The organism is Litorilinea aerophila, from assembly GCF_006569185.2.
In the GTDB taxonomy this organism is placed as follows: Bacteria; Chloroflexota; Anaerolineae; order Caldilineales; family Caldilineaceae; genus Litorilinea; species Litorilinea aerophila.
Map to the genome: position 1 here is coordinate 150,466 of NZ_VIGC02000002.1, position 20,228 is coordinate 170,693.

The 20,228-nt window shown below is 66.7% G+C and carries 13 protein-coding genes and 1 pseudogene; 13 read left to right on the forward strand and 1 reads right to left on the reverse strand.

Features of this window, described 5'->3' with window-relative positions; all coding sequences use genetic code 11:
* Positions 1-272: 272 nt before the first annotated feature.
* The 12 genes and pseudogenes from FKZ61_RS24400 to def form a co-directional block, all read left to right on the forward strand.
* Positions 273-1,373: pseudogene (locus FKZ61_RS24400) on the forward strand (S8 family peptidase); the annotation flags it as partial.
* Positions 1,356-3,740, forward strand: a complete 2,385-nt coding sequence (locus FKZ61_RS24405) for an Ig-like domain-containing protein (RefSeq protein WP_407659843.1) — start codon at positions 1,356-1,358, stop codon at positions 3,738-3,740. The pseudogene FKZ61_RS24400 and the gene FKZ61_RS24405, both read left to right, overlap by 18 nt.
* A gap of 196 nt (positions 3,741-3,936) precedes the next feature.
* A complete protein-coding gene (locus FKZ61_RS23815; protein WP_141608371.1) occupies positions 3,937-4,335 on the forward strand; it encodes a PEP-CTERM sorting domain-containing protein in 399 nt (132 codons plus the stop codon).
* A 264-nt stretch (positions 4,336-4,599) separates the two neighbouring features.
* On the forward strand, positions 4,600-7,683 hold the full coding sequence (locus tag FKZ61_RS01900; protein ID WP_141608372.1) for a C25 family cysteine peptidase: 3,084 nt from the start codon (positions 4,600-4,602) through the stop codon (positions 7,681-7,683).
* Between the two features lie 151 nt (positions 7,684-7,834).
* Complete coding sequence (locus tag FKZ61_RS01905; protein ID WP_170199087.1) at positions 7,835-9,259, forward strand: cation diffusion facilitator family transporter; 1,425 nt, start codon at positions 7,835-7,837, stop codon at positions 9,257-9,259.
* 156 nt (positions 9,260-9,415) lie between these two features.
* Positions 9,416-11,854, forward strand: a complete 2,439-nt coding sequence (locus FKZ61_RS01910) for a 3-hydroxyacyl-CoA dehydrogenase/enoyl-CoA hydratase family protein (protein WP_141608374.1) — start codon at positions 9,416-9,418, stop codon at positions 11,852-11,854.
* 15 nt (positions 11,855-11,869) lie between these two features.
* Positions 11,870-13,045, forward strand: a complete 1,176-nt coding sequence (locus FKZ61_RS01915; RefSeq protein ID WP_141608375.1) for a thiolase family protein — start codon at positions 11,870-11,872, stop codon at positions 13,043-13,045.
* 689 nt (positions 13,046-13,734) lie between these two features.
* Positions 13,735-14,703 carry a quinone oxidoreductase family protein gene (locus FKZ61_RS01920; RefSeq protein WP_141608376.1) on the forward strand — a complete coding sequence of 323 codons (969 nt, stop codon included), beginning with the start codon at positions 13,735-13,737 and terminating at the stop codon, positions 14,701-14,703.
* Positions 14,704-14,821: 118 nt separating this feature from the next.
* Positions 14,822-15,232 (forward strand): PPC domain-containing DNA-binding protein, encoded by a 411-nt coding sequence (locus FKZ61_RS01925; protein ID WP_141608377.1) that lies wholly within the window; start codon positions 14,822-14,824, stop codon positions 15,230-15,232.
* A 13-nt stretch (positions 15,233-15,245) separates the two neighbouring features.
* Entirely contained in the window at positions 15,246-16,154 is a 909-nt protein-coding gene (locus FKZ61_RS01930) for a 2-hydroxy-3-oxopropionate reductase (protein ID WP_141608378.1), read from the forward strand.
* A gap of 126 nt (positions 16,155-16,280) precedes the next feature.
* Positions 16,281-16,436, forward strand: a complete 156-nt coding sequence (locus tag FKZ61_RS01935) for a DUF2283 domain-containing protein (protein WP_268251844.1) — start codon at positions 16,281-16,283, stop codon at positions 16,434-16,436.
* 51 nt (positions 16,437-16,487) lie between these two features.
* Positions 16,488-17,048: a peptide deformylase gene (gene def / locus FKZ61_RS01940; protein WP_141608380.1), complete on the forward strand. Its 561-nt coding sequence runs from the start codon at positions 16,488-16,490 to the stop codon at positions 17,046-17,048.
* A 570-nt stretch (positions 17,049-17,618) separates the two neighbouring features.
* On the opposite strand, the gene FKZ61_RS01945 is transcribed toward def, so the two are convergent.
* Entirely contained in the window at positions 17,619-18,740 is a 1,122-nt protein-coding gene (locus tag FKZ61_RS01945; protein WP_170199089.1) for a helix-turn-helix domain-containing protein, read from the reverse strand.
* A 623-nt stretch (positions 18,741-19,363) separates the two neighbouring features.
* On the opposite strand from FKZ61_RS01945, the gene FKZ61_RS01950 reads away from it, so the two are divergent.
* On the forward strand, positions 19,364-20,068 hold the full coding sequence (locus FKZ61_RS01950) for an N-acetylmuramoyl-L-alanine amidase family protein (RefSeq protein WP_141608382.1): 705 nt from the start codon (positions 19,364-19,366) through the stop codon (positions 20,066-20,068).
* Positions 20,069-20,228: the final 160 nt, after the last annotated feature.

Sequence of the window (20,228 nt, forward strand, 5' to 3'; positions counted from 1 at the left end):
GGGATCTTGCCCCGACTTCGGCGCCGATTTCCGGCCCAGGAAGTGGGCCAGTTGTGCTATGCTATTCCCACGTTCATAAGTGCAAACGAAACCAGCGGGCCGGAAGCCCGCCTGCCGAACCCAAGAATGAGCGGAGACAATCCCCCAGGCTGCACGTCTCTGACGTAACCGATTCTGACCAGAACGAGTCGAACGGCATCGCGTAGAAAGGGAACGCCATGGCATTGTCCCAGCGTCGCCTGGCCAGGGGTTGGCCCGTGATTGTGTCGGCCATGGTGTGCGCCGGGCTGATCCTGACACTGACCTGGCTTCTGCAGGGAATCCAGGGACCGGCGGCTACAGCCCAGGCGCTGCCCGGCCGCTACATCGTCGTGATGCAGCCAGAGGCGGTGAACCACCTGGCAGCACAGCTCTCATCTCCGGCAGCGCCCCCCGCCCGGGAAAGGGCTACCGCCATCCTGGCCCAGCAGCTCCTGGACGCCAGGGGCGGCAGGCTGATCCACCTCTACAGCCACGCCCTCCACGGCTTCGCCGCCGAGCTGGATCCAGCGGAGCTCGCTTCCCTCCGCCAGGATCCCGCCGTCCTCCTGGTGGAACCGGACCAGCCCATCGCCATCGCCGGGGTGCAGTCCCCGGCCCCGTGGAACCTGGACCGGATCGACCAGCGGACCCTGCCATTGGACGACCGATACGTCTACGAAAGCGGCGGTGCCGGCGTGCACGCCTACATCATCGACACGGGCATGCGCACCACCCACCTGGAGTTCAGCGGCCGGGTGGGCGAGGGGTTTACCACCTACGGCACGGTGGAAGACTGCAACGGCCACGGCACCCACGTGGCCGGCACCCTGGGGGGTACCCAGTACGGCGTGGCCAAGGCCGTCACCCTGCATCCGGTCCGGGTATTGGACTGCCAGGGAGATGGGTTCGTCTCCGACGTCCTCGCGGGGGTGGACTGGGTGACCGGCCACTTCATCCCGCCCGCGGTGGCCAACATGAGCATGGGCGGTCCCCCTTCGTCCGCGCTGGACGCGGCCGTGGAAGCATCCATCGCCGCGGGGGTCACCTACGTGGTGGCGGCCGGCAACGAAGCCAGCAACGCCTGTGGCGTTTCCCCGGCCCGGGTGGAAGAGGCGCTGACGGTGGCCGCCATGGGCCCGGACGACGAAGCGGCGGACTTTTCCAACCATGGCTCCTGTGTGGATCTCTTCGCCCCCGGCGTGGACATCCTCTCCGCCTGACACACGAGCGATGGCGCAAGCGAATGGCTGGAAGGGACCTCCATGGCCGCGCCTCATGTGGCCGGCGCGGCAGCCCTCCTGCTGGCCCAACAGCCGGATGCCACACCCCAGGAGGTGGCCGACGAGCTTCTGGAAATGGCCACCCCTCAGGCCCTGAGCCAGGTTCCGCCGGCAACGCCCAACCGCCTGCTCTTCACCGGCTGTGCCGGGGCCAGCGTGGTCACCACCGCCGTGGACGGCGGTCCCGGCTCCCTGCGCGCGGCTGTGGACTCGGCCTGCTCGGACAGCCCCATCACCTTCGCCCTGGACACGCCGACCACCATCACCCTGACCCAGGGGGCGTTGGTCGTGGACAGGCCCCTCACCATCCAGGGGCCGGGCGTCCAGGCCCTCACCCTCCAGGGCGGAGGCGACCGGATCTTCCAGGTGACACCGGCAGGACGGCTGACCCTGGCCGATCTGACCATCGCCGGGGGCCAGGCTACCACAGGCGGGGCCATTGCCAGCCTGGGCAGCCTGACCCTCACCCGGGTGGTGGTGACCAGCAGCCTGGCGACCCAGGCCGGCGGCGGCATCTTTGCCGCCGGGGAGCTCACCCTGCTGGACAGCACCGTGGCCAACAACCAGGCGAGCCAGGGCGGTGGCATTTATGTGGCCCAGGGGCAGGCCCGGCTGACCAACAGCACCCTCAGCCACAACCGGGCCGATGAAGGGGGTGGGCTGCTGGTGGAAGCGGCGGGCGCAGCCACCCTGGAGTTCGTCACCGTGGTCTCCAACACGGCTGTGGAAGCGGGTGGCGGCGTGCTGGCTGCCGGCGGACCGGTGGCCGTGGACAACAGCCTGATCGCCGCCAACGCCAGCCAGATGACCGCCGCGCCGGATGTGGCCGGTTCCTTCCTCAGCCTGGGCCACAATTTCATCGGCGCCGCAGCGGCGGAGACCGGTTTCGTCCACGGCCAGGGGAACGACCAGGTGGGCAGCCCCGCCCAGCCTCAAAGCCCTGCCGTGGCCCCCCTGGCCCCAGGGGCGGGTGGACTGCCGGCCCATGGACCGCTGCCGGGGAGCCCGGCGGTGGACAGCGGCTACTGTGGCTCGACCGTGGCCTGGGACCAGCAGGGGACGGTCCGTCCCTACCCGGGCAGCCTGCGCTGCGACGTGGGCGCCATCGAATCGCCCTACGTGGGTGCGGCCGACCTGCTTCTGCAGGTGGCAGCGGCCTGGGGTACCTTGTCTCACCCCATGGAGGTCAGCCCCGGCGCGATCCTGAGCTGGACTGTAACCTATACCAACCAGGGTCCCTCTTTGGCGCCGAATCTGGTGCTCACTGCCTCGGTGACGCCCACAGCCGTCATTGCCCTCCAGGATGGCCAGGGCCAACCCCTGCCCCTGGATGAAACGGGCCGGGTGAGTTGGGTGGTCGGGGATCGGGTGCCAGGCACCGGCGGCTCCCTGGCAGTCCAGGCCCGGGTGCCGTTGCCCCTGGCCGCGGGCACGGCCTTCACCGTCTCCTACGCCGTGGCCAGCGCCCAAGAGGACACCGCCCCCGGGGACAACGGAGCGGTCTTCCCGTATCAGGTGCGCAACGTAGCGCCCACGGCGCGGGACGACCAATTCACCGTCTGGGCCGGGGCCCCCCGCTCCCTGGTGGTCCTGGCCAATGATGGGGATGACAACAGCGATCCGCTGGAGGTGGTGGATGTGGGGCGGCCCTTCAGCGGGACCGCCGCCCTGGCCGATCCAGAGACCATCGTCTATTCGGCCACCATCCTCCCTGCCCCCGGCGGCCACTACACCGACGTTTTCACCTACACCGTCTCCGACGGCGCCCTGGCTGCCTCTGCCTGGGTCACGGTGGTGGTCCGGGCAGACAACCAGCCGCCCGTGGCCGTGGATGACTGGGTTACCGTAAGCCCAGACATGGCCGTGGGCATCCCCGTGCTGGCCAACGACTGGGATCCCGATGGCGACCTCCTCCGGGTGACCGGCGTGGGAGCAGCAGGCCACGGCACAGCCATCACCGACGGCCGGGTGGTCACCTACACCGCCCCAGCCGGGTTCACAGGCCAGGATACTTTCCCCTACCGGCTGTCGGATGGATACGCGGAAGTGACGGGGACCGTCTGGGTGTCGGTCACCGGGACGGTGCCCACCCAAAGTGGTTCGGTGGTGGGCAGCGTGTATGTGGATCGCAACCGTAACCACCTGTACGAGGCGGATGTAGACATGCCGCTGGCTGGCGTTCAGGTGCGCCTGGTCCCTGCTGGTGATGGAGATCCCGACGGCGCCGAATGGGTGGGCGCCACCGATGCCCAGGGGCTCTTCCGGCTAACCGACATCCCCTGGGGCAGCTACCTCCTGGAGCTTCAACCGCCATCCGGCTACCTGCTGTCGGGCCCGGGGCAGATTCCCGTGCACGTGGGTCCCCAGGGGGCGGCCCTTTCCCCGCTCCTGGTCCAGGAGGCACCAGGCGTCCTCTACATTCCCCTGATCCAGCGTTGACCGTGGGACGTCCAGGCTGTCGCCATCTGGAAATCGATCAAAAATGATTTGATATTGCATTGGGTCTATGATACTATGATGAGCGGGCAGCATATATTTGCCCTCCTGTAGTTGAGGATATCGTAAACTGGTTCTGCTCTCATTGTCATGAGCTTTTATTCTTTGCGTATTTATCCATTGTTGGGAGAACCTGCCCATGAGACAACCACGTTCGGTTTATCTAATCTTCATGGTGGCCGTACTCCTCCTGTTGGGCATGACCCTGCTGCCCGGGCTGGTGACCGGCACAGGGGTGCTGGCCCAGGGTGGGCCGGCCGCTGAGACGCCCACAGAGCAGCCACCGCCGCCTACGGTGACCACCCCTGCTCCTGGGGAGACGGAAACCCCGGTGCCAGCCACCGAGACGCCGGTCCCGCCCACCGAGGAGCCACCGGCCGAGACGGCCACCCCGACGGCCACCAGCTCTGGGCCCGGCAGCTCACCCGGGCCGTCCCAGCCGGTGACGATTCCAGAGCCCATCACCGTGGTCCTGTTTGGGACCGGTTTGGCGGCCCTGTCGGCAGCCGCGGCATCCCGGCGCAAGAAGGACGAGTAGGGTCGTATTGTCGTATTATCGTCAGTCATCGATTTTGCACGCCATCGTGAACAATTGAGCACCAGGAAGGCAAGGGCTACGAGAGTTCTCGTAGCCCTTGTCTTTTGCCAACCAAACCCACGTTTCACCTACGCTGCCAATCTGATAGGCAGGTGACAGTTTTGACGCCACTTATCTCTGGTATAATGCCAGGGTTGTTGACGGGTTATCATCGTTCTACACGACAAACGTTTGCTGCAAATATCATCCCTTTGAGGAGCCGGCATGAACAGAAGTGCAGGAGAGCCCACCCGTCCCCCATACCAGCACCCATCCAGGCAGGATCCATCTCATGAGCCATGCGATGCAGGGTTGGAGAGCGTCGAGCACCTGCCATCGCCGGGGCGGCCATACAGACGGCGAGGCTGGCTGGCCGCTCCCTGGTCGGTCATGGGCGCGCTGGCCATTCTCTGGCTATGGCTGACGACGGCACCGCTGGCTGCCGCCGAGTCCCCCCTGGCCATGGACACTGGCCCGGACGGGATCGCCCTGCGCTGGTCTGGAGATGGGTCGGAGGTGACAGCCGCCTCCCTGACCGATGAACTGCCCATGGCCGTCTACGGGGGCTATCGGCTGCCTATGCGCCTGATGACGGTGACCCTGCCCGAAGGCGTCGCCGCAGCGGCCACCATCCAGGCCCTGGAAAGTGTCCCCTACGCCGGCCCCCTGGAGCAGGTCCCCGCCCTGGAGCCCCCGGCCCTGGGCTGGGAGCCCATCCCCGCGCTCCTGCCCCAAACCCAGACCGGCCTGCCCTCCTCGCCCCTGGTGCTGCTGGGCGAGGGACGCCTGCGAGGAACCCGGCTGGCCGTCCTGGCCTTCAGCCCCATCTACCAGGACCCGGCCGACGGCACCGTGCGGCTGGCCACCCGGCTGGAGGGGCTCATCCCCCAGGCCCAGCTGATGGTGGATTCACCCGCCGCCTTCCTGCAACGGCAGATGGCCCGGGGCCCCCTGGCAGCCGCCCCGGCCACCCCACTGGACGCGCCCGCGCCCACCAACCCCCTGGCCAACCGCCCCAACGTGGTGACCGTCCACGTGGCCCAAGGGGGCATCCAGCGCATCACCGCGGCGGACCTGGCCGCCGCCGGCCTCGCCAACCCCGCGAGCGGGAAGCTCCAGCTCTGGCACCAGGGCATCCAGATCCCCCTGCAGATCCTGGACCGCAATGGCAACCAGAGCTTCGACCAAAACGATGAACTGCGCTTCTATGCGCCCCAGCCCGGCGACCGCTGGAACCAGGAAGCCGTCTACTGGCTCACCGTGGGCAGCGAAGATGGCGCACGCATGGCCAACCGGAACGTGACCTCGGCGGACGCGCCCCTGCGCACCACAGCCCTGGCCCGGGGCGTCTGGGTCGATAACCAGTTGTACGAGTCCACCATGCCCGGCCTGGACGGAGATCACTACTTCCACCTGGACGCTCGAGTGGACGCCTCCATGAAGGGCGAAGTAGATCGCTACCCCCGCTTTCAGGTGACCCTGACATCGGCCCTCCCGCCCACAGCCGACGGGCCGACCTCCACCGTGGTTACCCTCACCCTGACCACCTACGACCGCCGCCTGGCCGGCGAGCCTGCCCAAATCCCCCACCGAATCGAGGTGTCCGGGGCCGGGTTCACGGCCACCGACACCTGGACCGTGGACTTCAACCAGGGGCAGATCCAGAACTGGCAGCGGACCATCGCCAGCCCGACGCCCCTGGGCACCTTCAGCGTCACCCTGGTGGCGGATTCAGCCACCAACGCGGTGAAATTTGACCAGGTCTACTGGCAACAGGCAGTCACCTTGGACTTCAACGGCCAGGGGGCCAACTTCTCCGGCCTGCCCGGCCTTTTCCGCTACCGGCTGAGCAACCTGCCCGACGACGCCACCCTCTACGACGTGACCGACCCCGGACAGCCCGCCATCCTCACCGGGGGTAACCGCAACGGCCAGCAGTTGACCTTCCAGGATGGCCCCACAGCCCGGGACTATGTGGTGAGCGGGCCGGGCACCCTGGTCACGCCCCGGCTGCAGGCCCACCCGCCGGCCACACCCGGAGACGCCACAGCCGGCGCCGACGAGGTGTTCATCGCGCCGGCAGAGTTTCTGCCCACCCTTCAGCGCCTGCTGGACCACCGCCGCAGCCAGGGATACAAGGTCCAGGCCATCGACGTCCAGGCCATCTACGACCACTGGAGCTTTGGCCAGGTGGATCCCCGAGCCATCCGCAACTTCCTGCGCTACGCCGTCGGCACCTGGCAGACGCCCCCCATCGCGGCTGTCCTGGTGGGCGACAGCACCTGGGATCCCCACGACTACGAGGGTTTTGGCAACCCCAACGTGATTCCGGCCTACCTGGCCAACGTGGATCCCTGGATCTACGAGACCGCCTGCGAAAATTGCTACGCGCAACTGGACGGGGACGATCCCCTGGCCGAAAGCGCCTTCTTCATCGACATCTGGCTGGGGCGATTCCCGGTGGTGAACAACGACGAGCTGAACGCGGTCATCGACAAGATCATCAGCTACGAAACCCGGCAGGATCTGGCGGCTCCCTGGCGCGCCACCAGCCTGTTCCTGGCCGACGACTACATCAAGCCCGACGGCCAGATCGACAAAGGGGGCAACTTCCCCCGCTTTACCGAGGAGATCATCGCCCTGCAGCCGGCGGAGCTCAAGATCCGGCGCCACTATTTCGGCATCAGCCCCCCGGTGGATAGCGCCGATGAGGAGCTCAGCCGCTTCTACGCCAGCATTCAACCCTGGCTGGAGCCCGATCCGGAGAAGGCCCTGGCGAAGAGCATCGCCTACATGAACGGGGGCAACGCCCTGGTCACCTACACCGGCCACAGCCACCACTGGCAATGGGCCGAGACCGATAAGACCAGCCCCTATAACCGGCTCTTCGGCCTTTGGGATGTGCTGGAGCTGCATAACCGGGACCAGCTCTTCATCGCCCTCTCCATGACCTGCTACACGGCCCAGTTCATCCGGCCGGCCAACTATCACTTCACCCTGGACGAGCACCTGCTCATCCACCCCGATGGCGGCGCGGTGGCCGTCTGGGGGCCGGCCGGCCTGAGCGTGGCCCATGGCCACGACAAGCTCCAGGTGGGCTTCTACGACGCCCTTTGGTCCGCGGAACCCATGACAGCGACCCTGGGTCAGCTTGTCCAGGCCGGCTACTTCGAAGTGATCACCGGCAGCCTCACCGGCAACACCTGTTGCCGGGACGTGGCCCAGACCTTCCTCCTCCTGGGCGATCCCCTGACGCCGGCCCTGGTGGAACCCCTTCAGTTCATCTACCTGCCCACGGTCAATCGGTAGCGGTTAGGGAATTGGGTGATTGGGGAAGGACGGGTGCAAGGCCCCTAATCACCCACTCCCCCCAATCACCCACCCAGCTTCACCCCAGGCCCAGATCAACGGTATAATGGAAGGCAGCGAGCATGCCCACGCCAGTTCGATGGAGCTGACCATGGACCGCAATTACGCTGCCATCCAGCGGGTGTTGATGATCACCCTGGCACTTAATGTAGTGGCCACCCTGGCCAAACTGGCCGTTGGCTTCCTCACCGGCGCCCTGAGCCTGATTGCCGACGGTCTGGACACCCTCTTTGACGGCCTCTCCAACGTGGTGGGTCTGGTCGCGGTCCGGGTCAGTAGCCGGCCGCCGGATCGGGAACACCCCTACGGCCACCGCAAGTTTGAGACCCTGGCCGCGCTCCTCATCGCCTCTGCCCTCTTCGTCACTGCCTGGGAGCTGGCCCGCAGCGCGGTGGAACGACTGCTGGAGCCCCCCACCCCCGTGGTCAACCAGTGGAGTGTGGCCGCCCTGGTCTTCTCCGGCCTGGTGCAGGGGCTCACCGGCTGGTGGGAACTGCGGCGGGCCCAGGCACTGAACAGCGAGGTCCTGCGGGCCGATGCCCGCCACACCCTGGCCAGCATCGGCGTCAGCGTGGCCGTGCTGGGCGGGTTGGGCCTGGTCCGGCTGGGCTACGTCTGGGCCGACCCCCTCATGGCCCTGCTGGTGGCCGGCGTCATCCTCAAAATCGGCATTGACACCGTGCGGGAAAATATCCCCGCCCTGGTGGACCGGGCGCCCCTGGAGCCGGAGAACATCGCCGCGGTGGTGGCCGGCGTGGAAGGCGTGCGCAGCTTCCACCGCATCCGCAGCCGGGGCCCGGCCGACAACGTGGCCATCGACCTCCACGTGCGGGTATCGCCCCACCTCTCCATGCAGGATGCCAACGCCATCGCCGACGAAGTGCGCCGCCGCCTGTTGGCTCTCCCCGGTGTGGGGGACGTCACCGTCCACGCCGAGGCAGAACGGGAGGCAGACAGCGCCATGGACCTGTACACCGCGGCCAACCTGGCTGCCCAGGAGCTGGGCATCGTCCTCCACGAGTGGTGGGTCCAGTCCATCGACGGTGAGCAGAGCCTCCACCTGCACGTGGGAGTGGACCCGAACCTGACCCTGGCGGAGGCCCACGAGCGGGTGGACCAGCTGGAGCGGACCATTCTGGAGCGGCAGCCCCACATCGCCGCGGTCTATTCCCACATCGAGCTGGCCAATTCGGAAGTTCTGCCCAGCGCCCGGGTCAGCAGTGGACTCCAGCGGCGTATTGCCGAGGCCATCGCCCGGGCAGCCCGACAGGTGGGCCAGGTCCAGCACCCCCACGACATCCAGGTCCGCCAGGTGGAGGGGCGACTGTTCATCAGCCTGGAAGCCTACGTACCCGGCGATCTGTCCATCGCCGAGGCCCACGAGCTGAGCACCCGGCTCCAGGAAGCCATCCGGGCCCAGGTGCCCAATGTGGGGGAAGTGCTGATCCACCTGGAGCCGCTGGAAGCCATGGAGGCCGTGGAGGCGGAGGCCACGCCCGCTGCGGGGGAGGGCTAAGGCGGGGCCAGCCCATTCAAAACCCTGCCACAACCGGGCGGTGAGATACTGGTGCCGATAGGCATCCATTCGCCTGGGAATCGAGCTGTCCATGCTCTCCCCGGCAAACCTCGACTGCTGCCCCAGAGTTGCCTGTGTAATCCTAAGGAGTGAACTATGCCGTACGGAATCGAACGAGCCACCGTCATCGGCGCCGGCACCATGGGCGCGGCCATCGCCGGCCATCTGGCCAACGCCGGCATCCCGGTCACCCTGCTGGACATCGTCCCCACCGAGTTGACCCCTGAAGAAGAAGCCGCCGGCCTCACCCTGGAGCATCCCCAGGTGCGCAACCGCATTGTGCGGGCCGGCTTTGAACGGATGGTGAACGCCAGCCCCAGCAACCTCTTCAGCAAAGCCCTGGCCGCCCGCATCGAGCTGGGCAATGTGGAGGATGACTGGGAGCGGGCCGTGGGCCGAAGCGACTGGATCATCGAAGCCATCGTGGAGCGGCCCGGCCCCAAACAGGCCCTGATGGCCCGGCTGGACGCCACCGCCCCGGCCACGGCCATCATCAGCAGCAACACCTCGGGCATCCCCATCCACATCCTGGCCCAGGATCGCAGCCCCGAGTTCAAACGCCGCTTCCTGGGCACCCATTTCTTCAACCCACCCCGCTACCTCCACCTGCTGGAGGTGATCCCCCACGGGGAGACAGACCCGGCGGTGGTGAACCGGATGCGCCAGTTCGCGGAAAATGTGCTGGGCAAGGGCGTGGTCGTCTGCAAGGACACGCCCAACTTCATCGCCAACCGGCTGCTCACCTTCATCCAGTGTGACATCCTGGAGTATGCCATCCAGGAAGGGTACACGGTGGAAGAGGTGGATCTGCTCACCGGCACCCTGCTGGGGCGACCCCGCACCGCCACCTTCCGCCTCAACGACGTCATCGGCCTCGACGTTCTGGTCCTGGTCACCGAGAACCTCTACCCCATGATCCCCCACGACGAAGAGCGGGAGATCCTGCGCGCCCCCCTGGGCAGCGCAGTGCTGAAGACCCTGCTGGCCCACGACCTGCTGGGCGCCAAACGAGGACAGGGCTTCTACAAAACGGTGGTAGATGAACAGGGCAATAAACACTTTTGGGGGCTGGACCTGCGCCGGGCCGCGCACGAAGGCGTGGTCGACTACCTGCCGCCCCAGCAGCCCCGCTGGGAGAGCGTCGAGGCCGCCCGGCGGCTTCCCTTGCCGGAACGGCTGCGGGCCCTGGTCAACGCCGATGACCGGGCCGGCGCCCTCATCTGGCACACCCTCTCCCGCACCCTGGCCTACGCCTCCCGGCGCATCCCCGAGATCGCGGACAGCCTGGTGGATGTGGACAACGTGATGCGGTGGGGTTTCGCCTGGGAGATGGGCCCGTTTGAGATCTGGGATGCCCTGGGCGTGGCCGAGACGGCAGAGCGGATGGAGCGGGAAGGCACCCCGGTGGCGCCCTGGGTTCGGGAGATGCTGGAGAAAGGGCACAAAACCTTCTACAGCCACCAGGGGATGATGCGCACCGCCTACAGCCCCCGCAGCAAGGCGTACACCCCCATCCAGGAAAACGAGCGGGTGCTGCGCATCCCGGAGATCAAGCGCTGCCACCGCACCCTGGCCGAAAACGACTCGGCCACCCTGGTCAACATGGGCGACGGCGTGATGTTGCTGGAATTCCACAGCAAGATGAACGCGCTGGATCCCCTCATCTTCCAGGTGATGCAGGCCGCGCTGGAGCGCCTCCACGGCGATGCAGCAGGCCTGGTCATCGGCAACGAAGGGCCTCACTTTTCCGTGGGCGCCAACCTGGTGCTCCTGGGCAACGCGGCCCAATCCGGCCGTTGGGACGAGCTGGAGCAGATGCTGAAGGTGGGGCAGGATACCCTCATGGCCCTGCGCACCGCGCCTAAACCGGTGGTGGCGGCCCCCTTCCAGCGGGTGTTGGGCGGCGGCGTGGAAGTCTGCATGGCCACGGACCGGGTCACCGCCCACGCCGAAACCTACATGGGCCTGGTGGAGGTGAGCGTGGGCATCGTCCCCGGCTGGGGCGGCTGCAAGGAGATGGTCCGCCGCCACGTCAGCCCCCACATGCACGCCACCAACGTCAACCCCCTGCCCTACCTGCGCCAGGTCTTCGAGACCATCGGCTTCGCCAGGGTCTCCACCTCGGCGCTGGAGGCCCAGGAGCTGGGCTACCTGTCGCCCCAGGACCGCATCGTCATGAACCGGGATCATTTGCTCTACGAAGCCCAACGGGAGGTGCTCTGGATGGCGGACACCGGCTACCGGCCGCCCGTGGTCCAGGGCAACGTCTACGCCGCGGGCCGGGATGCCCTGGCCAGCATGCGCATCGAGATCTACTCCCTGCAGCAGGCCGGCTACATCAGCGAGCACGACGCCAAGATCGCCGACCGGCTGGCCTACGTCCTCTGTGGCGGGGAGCTGAGCCGGCCCACCTGGATGGACGAGCAGTACTTCCTGGACCTGGAGCGGGAAGCCATCCTCAGTCTGGCCGGGGAAGAGAAAACCCAGGCGCGGATCTGGCACATGCTGCAGCACGGCAAGCCGCTGCGCAACTGAGAAAGGGGGAAAGCCATGGGAAACGCAGTGATCGTTGCCGCTGCCCGCACGGCCGTGGGCAAGGCACCCCGGGGAAGCCTGCACACCGTCCGCCCGGACGACATGGCCGCGGCTGTAATCCAGGCCGTCATCCAGCGGGCCGGCATTGACCCAAAGGAAGTGGAGGACGTGATCCTGGGCTGTGCCTTCCCCGAGGCCGAGCAGGGCATGAACGTGGCCCGCATCGCGGTGTTGCGGGCTGGCCTGCCCGAGACGGTGGCCGGCCAGACGGTGAACCGCTTCTGCTCCAGTGGCCTGCAGACCATCGCCACCGCAGCCCAGCAGATCATGGCCGGCATGGGAGATGTGATCATCGCCGGGGGCGTGGAGAGCATGTCCATGGTGCCCATGATCGGCCACAAGTTCATGGCCAACCCGACCCTGGCCCAGGAGCACCCGGGCGTCTACCTGGGCATGGGCCTGACGGCGGAAAACCTGGCCCGCAAGTACGGCATCTCCCGGGAAGACCAGGACGCCTTCGCCCTGCGCAGCCACCGACGGGCCGCGGCCGCCCAGGATGCCGGCAAGTTTGACGCCGAAATCGTGCCCCTGCCGGTGACGGTCCGCGCCGGGAACGGCAGCCAGGTGGAGGAGACCCAATTCATTTTCGACAAAGATGAAGGCATCCGCCGGGACACCTCGGCCGAAGCCCTGGCCCGGCTGCGGCCGGTCTTCCACGCGCGGGGGACCATCACCGCGGGCAACAGCAGCCAGACCAGCGACGGTGCAGCCGCGGTGCTCCTCATGCGGGAGGAGAAGGCCCGGGCCCTGGGCTTGAAGCCCCTGGCCCGCTTCGTGAGCTTTGCCGTGGCCGGGGTCGCGCCCGAGCTCATGGGCATCGGGCCGGTGGCGGCGGTGCCCAAGGCGCTGGGCTACGCCGGCATGAGCCTGGCCGACATGGATCTCATTGAGCTCAACGAGGCCTTCGCCGCCCAGGCCCTGGCCGTCATCCGGGAGCTGGGGATGGACGAAGAGCGGACCAACGTCAACGGCGGCGCCATCGCGCTGGGCCATCCCCTGGGCTGCACCGGTGCCAAGCTGACCGTCCAGATCCTCCACGAACTGGCGCGCCGGGATGGACAGTTCGGCCTGGTGACCATGTGCATCGGCGGGGGCATGGGCGCAGCCGGCATCTTCGAGCGCCTGAACTGAGTATCCAGGTCCAGTTGTACACCGCAGGTCCGGTCTCCTGGCCGGACAGAGAAGCCAGAGTTCCGGGCGCCCCTGTCACGCAGGGATGCGTGACCTACACAGGCGGGCCTCACCGTAGGTCCGGTCTCCCGGCCGGACAGGGAAGCCAGGACTCCGGGTGCCCCTGTCACGCAGGGATGCGTGGCCTACACAGACGGGCCTCACCGCAGGTCTGGTCTCCCGGCCGGACAGGGAAGCCAGGACTCCATGTGCGCCCCTGTCACGCAGGGATGCGTGGCCTACACAGGCGGGCCTCACCGCAGGTCCGGTCTCCCGGCCGGACAGGGGGGCCAGGACTCCGGGTGCGCCCCTGTCACGCAGGGATGCGTGGCCTACGCAGGCGGGCCGCACCGCAGGTCCGGTCTCCTGGCCGGACAGGGAAGCCAGGACTCCGGGTGCGCCCCTGTCACGCAGGGATGCGCGACCTACACAGGCGGGCCGCACCGCAGGTCCGGTCTCCCGGCCGGACAGAGAAGCCAGAGTTCCGGGCGCCCATGTCACGCAGGGATGCGTGACCTACACAGGCGGGCCTCACCGCAGGTCTGGTCTCCCGGCCGGACAGGGGGGCAGGGTTCTGCGTGCGTCTGTCACGCAGGGATGCGTGACCTACACCATACGCCTTATCAACCAAATTTTCAGGAGAAGTACCCATGAAAGCCATTCGAGTGCATGAGACCGGAGGACCAGAAGTCCTGCAGTACGAAGAGGTGCCCACGCCGGAACCAGGCGAGGGGGAAGTGCGGGTTCGGCTGGAGGCCGCGGGCCTCAACTACATCGACGTCTATCATCGGATGGGCCTCTACCCCTTGCAGCCGCCCTTCATCCCCGGCCAGGAGGGCGCCGGCGTGGTGGACGCGATCGGACCGGGGGTGACGGGCTTCCAGGTGGGCGATCGGGTGGCCTACACCCTCCAGTCCCAGTCCTACGCGGAATATGTGGTCGTACCGGCCTGGAAACTGGTCCACGTTCCCGAGGGCGTGTCCACCCAGGAGGCGGCCGCCGTGATGTTGCAGGGGCTGACCGCCCACTACCTGGTCCGCAGCACCTACCCCCTGAAGGAAGGGGAGCGAGCCCTGATCCATGCGGCAGCCGGCGGCGTGGGTCAGCTGCTGGTGCAGATGGCCAAGCTGTGCGGCGCCTGGGTGGTGGGCACCGTCTCCACGGAAGAGAAGGCTCAACTGGCCCGGGAGGCCGGCGCGGACGAGGTCATCCGCTACACGGAGCAGGACTTTGAAGCGGAGGTAAAGCGATTGACCGACGGCGCGGGCGTCCATGTGGTCTACGACTCCGTAGGCAAGACCACCTTCGACAAGGGGCTCAACTGCCTGCGCCCCCGGGGCTACATGGTCCTCTTCGGCCAGGCCAGCGGCCCCGTCCCGCCCTTCGATCCCCAGATCCTCAACCAGAAGGGCTCCCTCTTCCTGACCCGGCCCAGCCTGGGCGCCTATGTCCAGAACCGGGAAGAGCTGCTGGCCCGCTGCGACGAGATGTTCGGCTGGATGGCCGAGGGCAGGCTGCGGGTCCGCATCGACCGCACCTTCCCCCTGGCCCAGGCCGCGGACGCCCATCGCTACATCGAAGCCCGCCAGACCAAGGGCAAAGTGCTGTTGATCCCGTAACTCCTACCACCTGGCGTAAAGACCCTGGCAGAAATTCGGCTGTGCCTTCCATCAGGGAGAAGGACGCCGAATTTCTGCCGGAAATAACCACCCTACCACCTGGAAAGGATCTGCCTCCATGCGCATCGAAAGCGGCACCATCAAACGCCTGCATGTGGTCCACCTGAACCCCGGCGACGACATCCTCCTCTCCCTGCAGGAAGCCGTGCGCCAGAAGAACATCCGCCACGGGGTGATCCTGGGCGCCATCGGCTCCGTCACCAGCTACCACTTCCACGTGGTGGCCAGCACCGACCTGCCGCCGGCCGAACTCTACCCCCGGCGGGAGGGCGCCTACGACATCGCCACCATGACCGGCTTCATCTTCAACGGCCGCATCCACTGCCACATCATCTTCTCCGACGACAAGATCGCCTTCGGCGGGCACCTGGAAGAGGGCTGCAAGGTGCTGACCTTCAACGTGGTGCCCATTGCCGAGGTGGAGGAGATGGACCTGACCGACTTTGATACCATGGAACCTCTGAATTAAGGCGGGGGCGATCATGTCCAACGGGGTAACAGTGGGTTTCATCGGCCTGGGCATCATGGGCGCGCCCATGGCCCACAACGTCCTGAAGGCAGGCTTTCCCCTGGTGGTCTTCGACCTGATGGAGGAAGCCATGGCGCCCCTGGTGGCGGCCGGTGCCACGGCTGGGTCATCCCCCCGGAGCGTAGCCGAAGCCGCCGATGTGGTCCTCCTCTGCCTGCCGGACTCGGGGGATGTCCAGGCGGCCCTGGCTGGACCCAACGGCGTCTTCGAAGGGGTCAACCCTGGGCAAATCCTGGTGGATATGAGCAGCATCTCGCCGGTGGTGGCCCGGGAGCTGGCTGCGGCCGCCGCGGCGCGGGACGTGGTCCTGCTGGATGCGCCCGTCTCTGGGGGGCAGGCCGGCGCGGTGGCCGGCACCCTGTCCATCATGGTAGGCGGCGACGCCCAGGCCCTGGAACAGGTGAAGCCCATTCTCCAGGCCATGGGCAAGACCATCGTCCATGTTGGTGGGCCCGGCGCCGGCCAGGTAGCCAAGGTTTGCAATCAGATCGTCATCGCGGTGACCATTGAAGCGGTGGCCGAGGCGCTGGTGCTGGCCGCCCGGGCCGGGGTAGATCCGGCGCTGGTGCGGGAGGCGCTGCTGGGTGGCTACGCCTACAGCCGGGTGCTGGAAGGGCACGGTGAACGCTTCCTCCAGCACCACTTCGAACCCGGCTTCAAGACCCGGCTCCAGGTGAAAGACCTGAACATCGCCCTGGAAACGGGGCGATCCTATGGCGTGCCCCTGTTGGGCACCGCCCTGGTCCACCAGCTTTACATGTCCCTGATGGCCCGGGGCAAGGGAGAGGCAGACCACGCCATCCTGGTCACCCTGCTGGAAGAGCTGGCGGGCCAGGCCCTGGACCAGGCCCGCCCCCAGTAGCGGGAGTTGGCAAACGCTGGTGTATAATAGGAGTTATGAGCGTTGCAGATTTGATTCGTACCCAAACTCATCAATGACTCCGCTGCAAAAAGGTCAAATAGGACGCTGACCCACTTATATTTCCGGCTGGATGAATCGGCGATGGTCGAGTCTGAAGAAATCAGACCAGGCGTGATCCTGGACTATGATGCCAGCGATAACGTGGTTGGCATTGAGATTCTGGGCCTGAGTCAACGTGTCCCAGCGGAAATGTTAAAAAGCTTGCAATTTGAGACGGTATAACTTCGGCTGAATCTGCCGCGGCCGGCCGCGGCGACGGGTTGAGGAGAAAAGATGGCTGTTCGGAACATTGTACATGCAGGCGACCCCAACGACGCGGTGCTCTACCAGCGGGCCGCCCGGGTGCGCAACTTCGGCCCGGAGCTCCACCAACTGCTGGATGACATGCTGGAGACGTTGCGGGCGGCGCCGGGCGTCGGGCTGGCGGCCCCCCAGATCGGGGTAGGCCTGCGGGTGACGGTGGTGGAATATCCGGAAGACGAAGAGGATCCTGAAAACACCTTGCGGGTCTACGAGTTGATCAACCCGGAAATCATCAAAGCCCGGGGATCAGAGACGGCCCAGGAGGGATGCCTCAGCCTGCCCGGCCTGGCCGCCGATGTGGAACGGGCCACGTATGTGCTGGTGCGCGCCCAGGACCGGCACGGCAAGGAGTTCCGCATCAAGGCCTACGACTGGCTGGCCCGGATCTTCCAGCATGAGATCGATCACCTCCACGGCATCCTCATGACCGACCGGGCCCAACAGATCTACCGGGTCCAACAGAATGAAGCGGGCGAAGTGGAGATGGTGCCCATTGAACGGTCCCTGGCGCCCCGCTCCACCGTGAGATGAAGTGAAGCCTTGGGCCGATGATTGAAATCATCGGCTGACACACCCCAAGTGCGTTGAAACGCACTCCACGGGGCGGATGGTGCCCGGCCTCAATCCGTTTTCAACGGATTTCCTGCCCCAGCGAGGCATTTCAATGCCTCGTCACCGGGCCGATGGACGTACCACGGTTGATTGTGGTCCTACCGACTACACGGCGTCGATGGCAGCCGTCGTCATCCTTTCATCCGCCTGGGTCCGGCACCATCGGGCGGCTGGGAGCCGCCCCTACGGCAAACCGGCGCCTTTTCGCGATTGGCGACAGCAGGTGGGCACGGAGGCCCGCCCCTACGGAAACGGGCACCAGGTCGTAGGCGTCGTCATCCTTTCATCCGCCTGGGTTCTGTGGATCGGATCTGCAAAGATAGTGCTACACAAAGGCCGTGAAACAAGTCATCAAAAAAGTGGGAAGCCCATGGGCTTCCCACTTTTGCTTCATCCTCCGCCCCGGACTCCATGGGGGCGTATCCCATTTGGGAGCGGGAGAGGGTGGCCAGAAACAGCCAGTGGTCCCAGGGGGGTGGACGGGTGGGCTCAGTTCTGGATTACCACCGACACCTGACAGGGTGGCGGGAAATTGCCCGTCTGGTCCACCACCGTCAGCTGGATGGTGTAGGCGCCGTTGGGCAAGGCTCGGGTATCCAGGCTGCCCAACAGGCCGCCGTTCACCGGGCCGTTGGCCCCAGCGAAATAGATGAAACCGCCGGCCGCGTTGGCCCCTTCCGCGTACTCCAGCTTGTAATACTGGAACTGCTCGTGGACCGCGGTCCCCATCACACCGATGACCCCGTTCACCACCTGGTTCACCCCTGGCGCCGTGATCACCGCCCGAGGATCCGGGCAGGCCGGCGCAACCACCGGCAGCGGTTCCGGCGTGGGTGTATCGGTGGGCAGGGCCGGCTCCGGCGTGAAGGTGGGCGTGGGCGGGACCGGCGTAAAGGTAGGCGTGGGCGGCACGGGGGTCGGTGTGTCCGCGGGTGCATCCTGAACGACGGGCGCCGCCGGTGCAGTGGGCGTGGGCGTGTCGGTCGGAACCAGGACGGGCGCAGCCCCACCCAGGCCGCCGGCCTGGCTCCCGGCATCTCCGCCCGCTCCCTCGCCCTGGCCTCCCCCGGGCGGGGTGATGTTTTGGGCGTTCACCACGCCGGCCACCACCGTCGTGGGTGTGGCTTCGGGCCCCGACAGCACCTGGGCCGTGCGCTCCCGGGCCCCAGTCCACAAGGCGCCAATGGGGCCGCTCAACCGGCTGATGCCCCACCACCCCAGGAAGACCAACGCCACCAGGGCCAGACCCACCAGGAATGGCCCCAGCCGAATCTCGCTGCGAGGGATCCCGTCTGGCTCGTCCTTCAGGTCGACTTCCTTCGGCCGGTAGTCCACCTGGCGCTCCGGCGGCAGGGAGGTACCGGCGCTGGTATTGGCCAGGGCGGCCGCCAGGGACACGTCCACAGCCTGGCGCCGCAGCTCCAGGACCTCATTGCCGTCCAGGCCCAGGTACTCGGCATAGTTGCGCAGAAAGCCGCGCCCCACCACTTCCCCAGGCAGGAGGTGCCAGTCGTCGGACTCCAGGGCCGACAGGTATTTTTGACGAATACGGGTCGCCGCCTCCACCTCTGCCAGGGAGATGCCAATGGCTTCCCGGCGCTCCCGCAGCATGGCGCCAAGGGACTGGATGGATGACGCGCCGTTGTGCGCGGCCGACGACCTTCGCTCGCTCGATTGGGAAGAGGTTCTGGGCAGTCGCTGCGAATCAAATCCAGACATGGACGTCATGTAATACTCGTGTTACGCCCCTTGCAGACGCCTTCCCCGCCCCCGAGAGCCGCTGCGGGAAGCCAGCCAGCCCGGTGGATTCGTGGTGGCGTGTACCAGGAGCCCAATCCATACGAAGGTCACCGTGGTTCGGGCATCGTACCCAAGATCGACAGTCTAGCCTGCGCGGGGCCCTTTGTCAATTTCACACAAACGTGCATCAGGCGTTTCAGCACCGCCGGCTCCCTTTGCCCACGGGGCGGCATGCGTGCCATCAGGACAACCCAGCCACCCTGCTCGCTTATCTGCTGGGACGCGACGCCACCAGGAATCTCTGAGCGACCAAAGTGAACGATGCTCCCAATCCACAAGAAGGTTGACAGGCCCACACCCGTGGTTACAATGGAGGCGCTGTACAGGGATCGGGATAGGCCCCAATGCCGGGAAATGGATGACGTCCCCGTCCCGCTTCCCTCGGGTGACAACGCCAGGCAAGCCCTGCCTGCACCGATGACGGAAGGCTCAATGTGCGCCGCAACACCCTCCTGCGTCTACAACGACTCTTGACCCTGGTCAGCCTGGCGGCCCTCCTGGCCATCCTGGCCACGGTGGCCCGCATCGCCGGCTTCGGCCTGCCCGGGCTGGATGGCGTGCCGCCCCAGGGGCTGGTGCCCGCCGCCTTTGACCGCCAGGTCGCCCTGGTGAGCGGCCACGCGGGCTTCGACTCGGGCGCCGTCTGTACCGACCCGGAGGGAAACGTGACTGTCACCGAAGCCGAGGTGAACGCCCGCATCACCGGGCTGGCCGCCGAACGGCTGCGGCGGGCCGGCGCCGATGTGCTGGTGCTGGATGAGTACGACCCCCGCCTCCAGGGTCTGGCGGCGGACGTCCTCCTGAGCCTCCACGCCGACAGTTGCATCCAGGCCAGCGGATACAAGGCAGCCTACCCCCCTGGGTCGCCCATCGCCGCCACCAACCAGCGCCTGCTGGCCTGCCTGGACGAACACTACGCGCCGGTAACCGGCCTGAACCTGCATCCCAACACGGTCACCCACGACATGACCGGCTACCATGCCTTCAACCGCATCAACCCCTACACGCCCGCCGCCATCCTGGAAATGGGGTTCCTGGGCGGCGACCAGGATCTGCTGGTGGGGCGTCCCCGGGTGGTGGCCCGGGGCGTGGCCGACAGCATCCTCTGTTTCCTCCAGCAGACCGGGCCAGGCTCCTGACCCCACAGCCCCAATTCTTTGACCCGACCTGCCGGCTGGCCGTATACTAATCCCGGCAGAAATTCGCCGATAGTTGCCACCTGAAATAGTGCGCCCAGAGGCCACCCGGAATTTCTGCCGTGGTATTTACACCAGAGTGTACTCGTGAAAAGTGGCACAA

Coding starts and splice junctions, on each gene's coding strand:
- FKZ61_RS01905 (WP_170199087.1), top strand. CDS start 7,835: ATGGACCGCAATTACGCTGCCATCCAGCGGGTGTTGATGATCACCCTG.
- FKZ61_RS23815 (WP_141608371.1), top strand. CDS start 3,937: ATGAGACAACCACGTTCGGTTTATCTAATCTTCATGGTGGCCGTACTC.
- FKZ61_RS01915 (WP_141608375.1), top strand. CDS start 11,870: ATGGGAAACGCAGTGATCGTTGCCGCTGCCCGCACGGCCGTGGGCAAG.
- FKZ61_RS01910 (WP_141608374.1), top strand. CDS start 9,416: ATGCCGTACGGAATCGAACGAGCCACCGTCATCGGCGCCGGCACCATG.
- FKZ61_RS01930 (WP_141608378.1), top strand. CDS start 15,246: ATGTCCAACGGGGTAACAGTGGGTTTCATCGGCCTGGGCATCATGGGC.
- FKZ61_RS01900 (WP_141608372.1), top strand. CDS start 4,600: ATGAACAGAAGTGCAGGAGAGCCCACCCGTCCCCCATACCAGCACCCA.
- FKZ61_RS01945 (WP_170199089.1), bottom strand. CDS start 18,740: ATGCTGCGGGAGCGCCGGGAAGCCATTGGCATCTCCCTGGCAGAGGTG.
- FKZ61_RS01925 (WP_141608377.1), top strand. CDS start 14,822: ATGCGCATCGAAAGCGGCACCATCAAACGCCTGCATGTGGTCCACCTG.
- def (WP_141608380.1), top strand. CDS start 16,488: ATGGCTGTTCGGAACATTGTACATGCAGGCGACCCCAACGACGCGGTG.
- FKZ61_RS01920 (WP_141608376.1), top strand. CDS start 13,735: ATGAAAGCCATTCGAGTGCATGAGACCGGAGGACCAGAAGTCCTGCAG.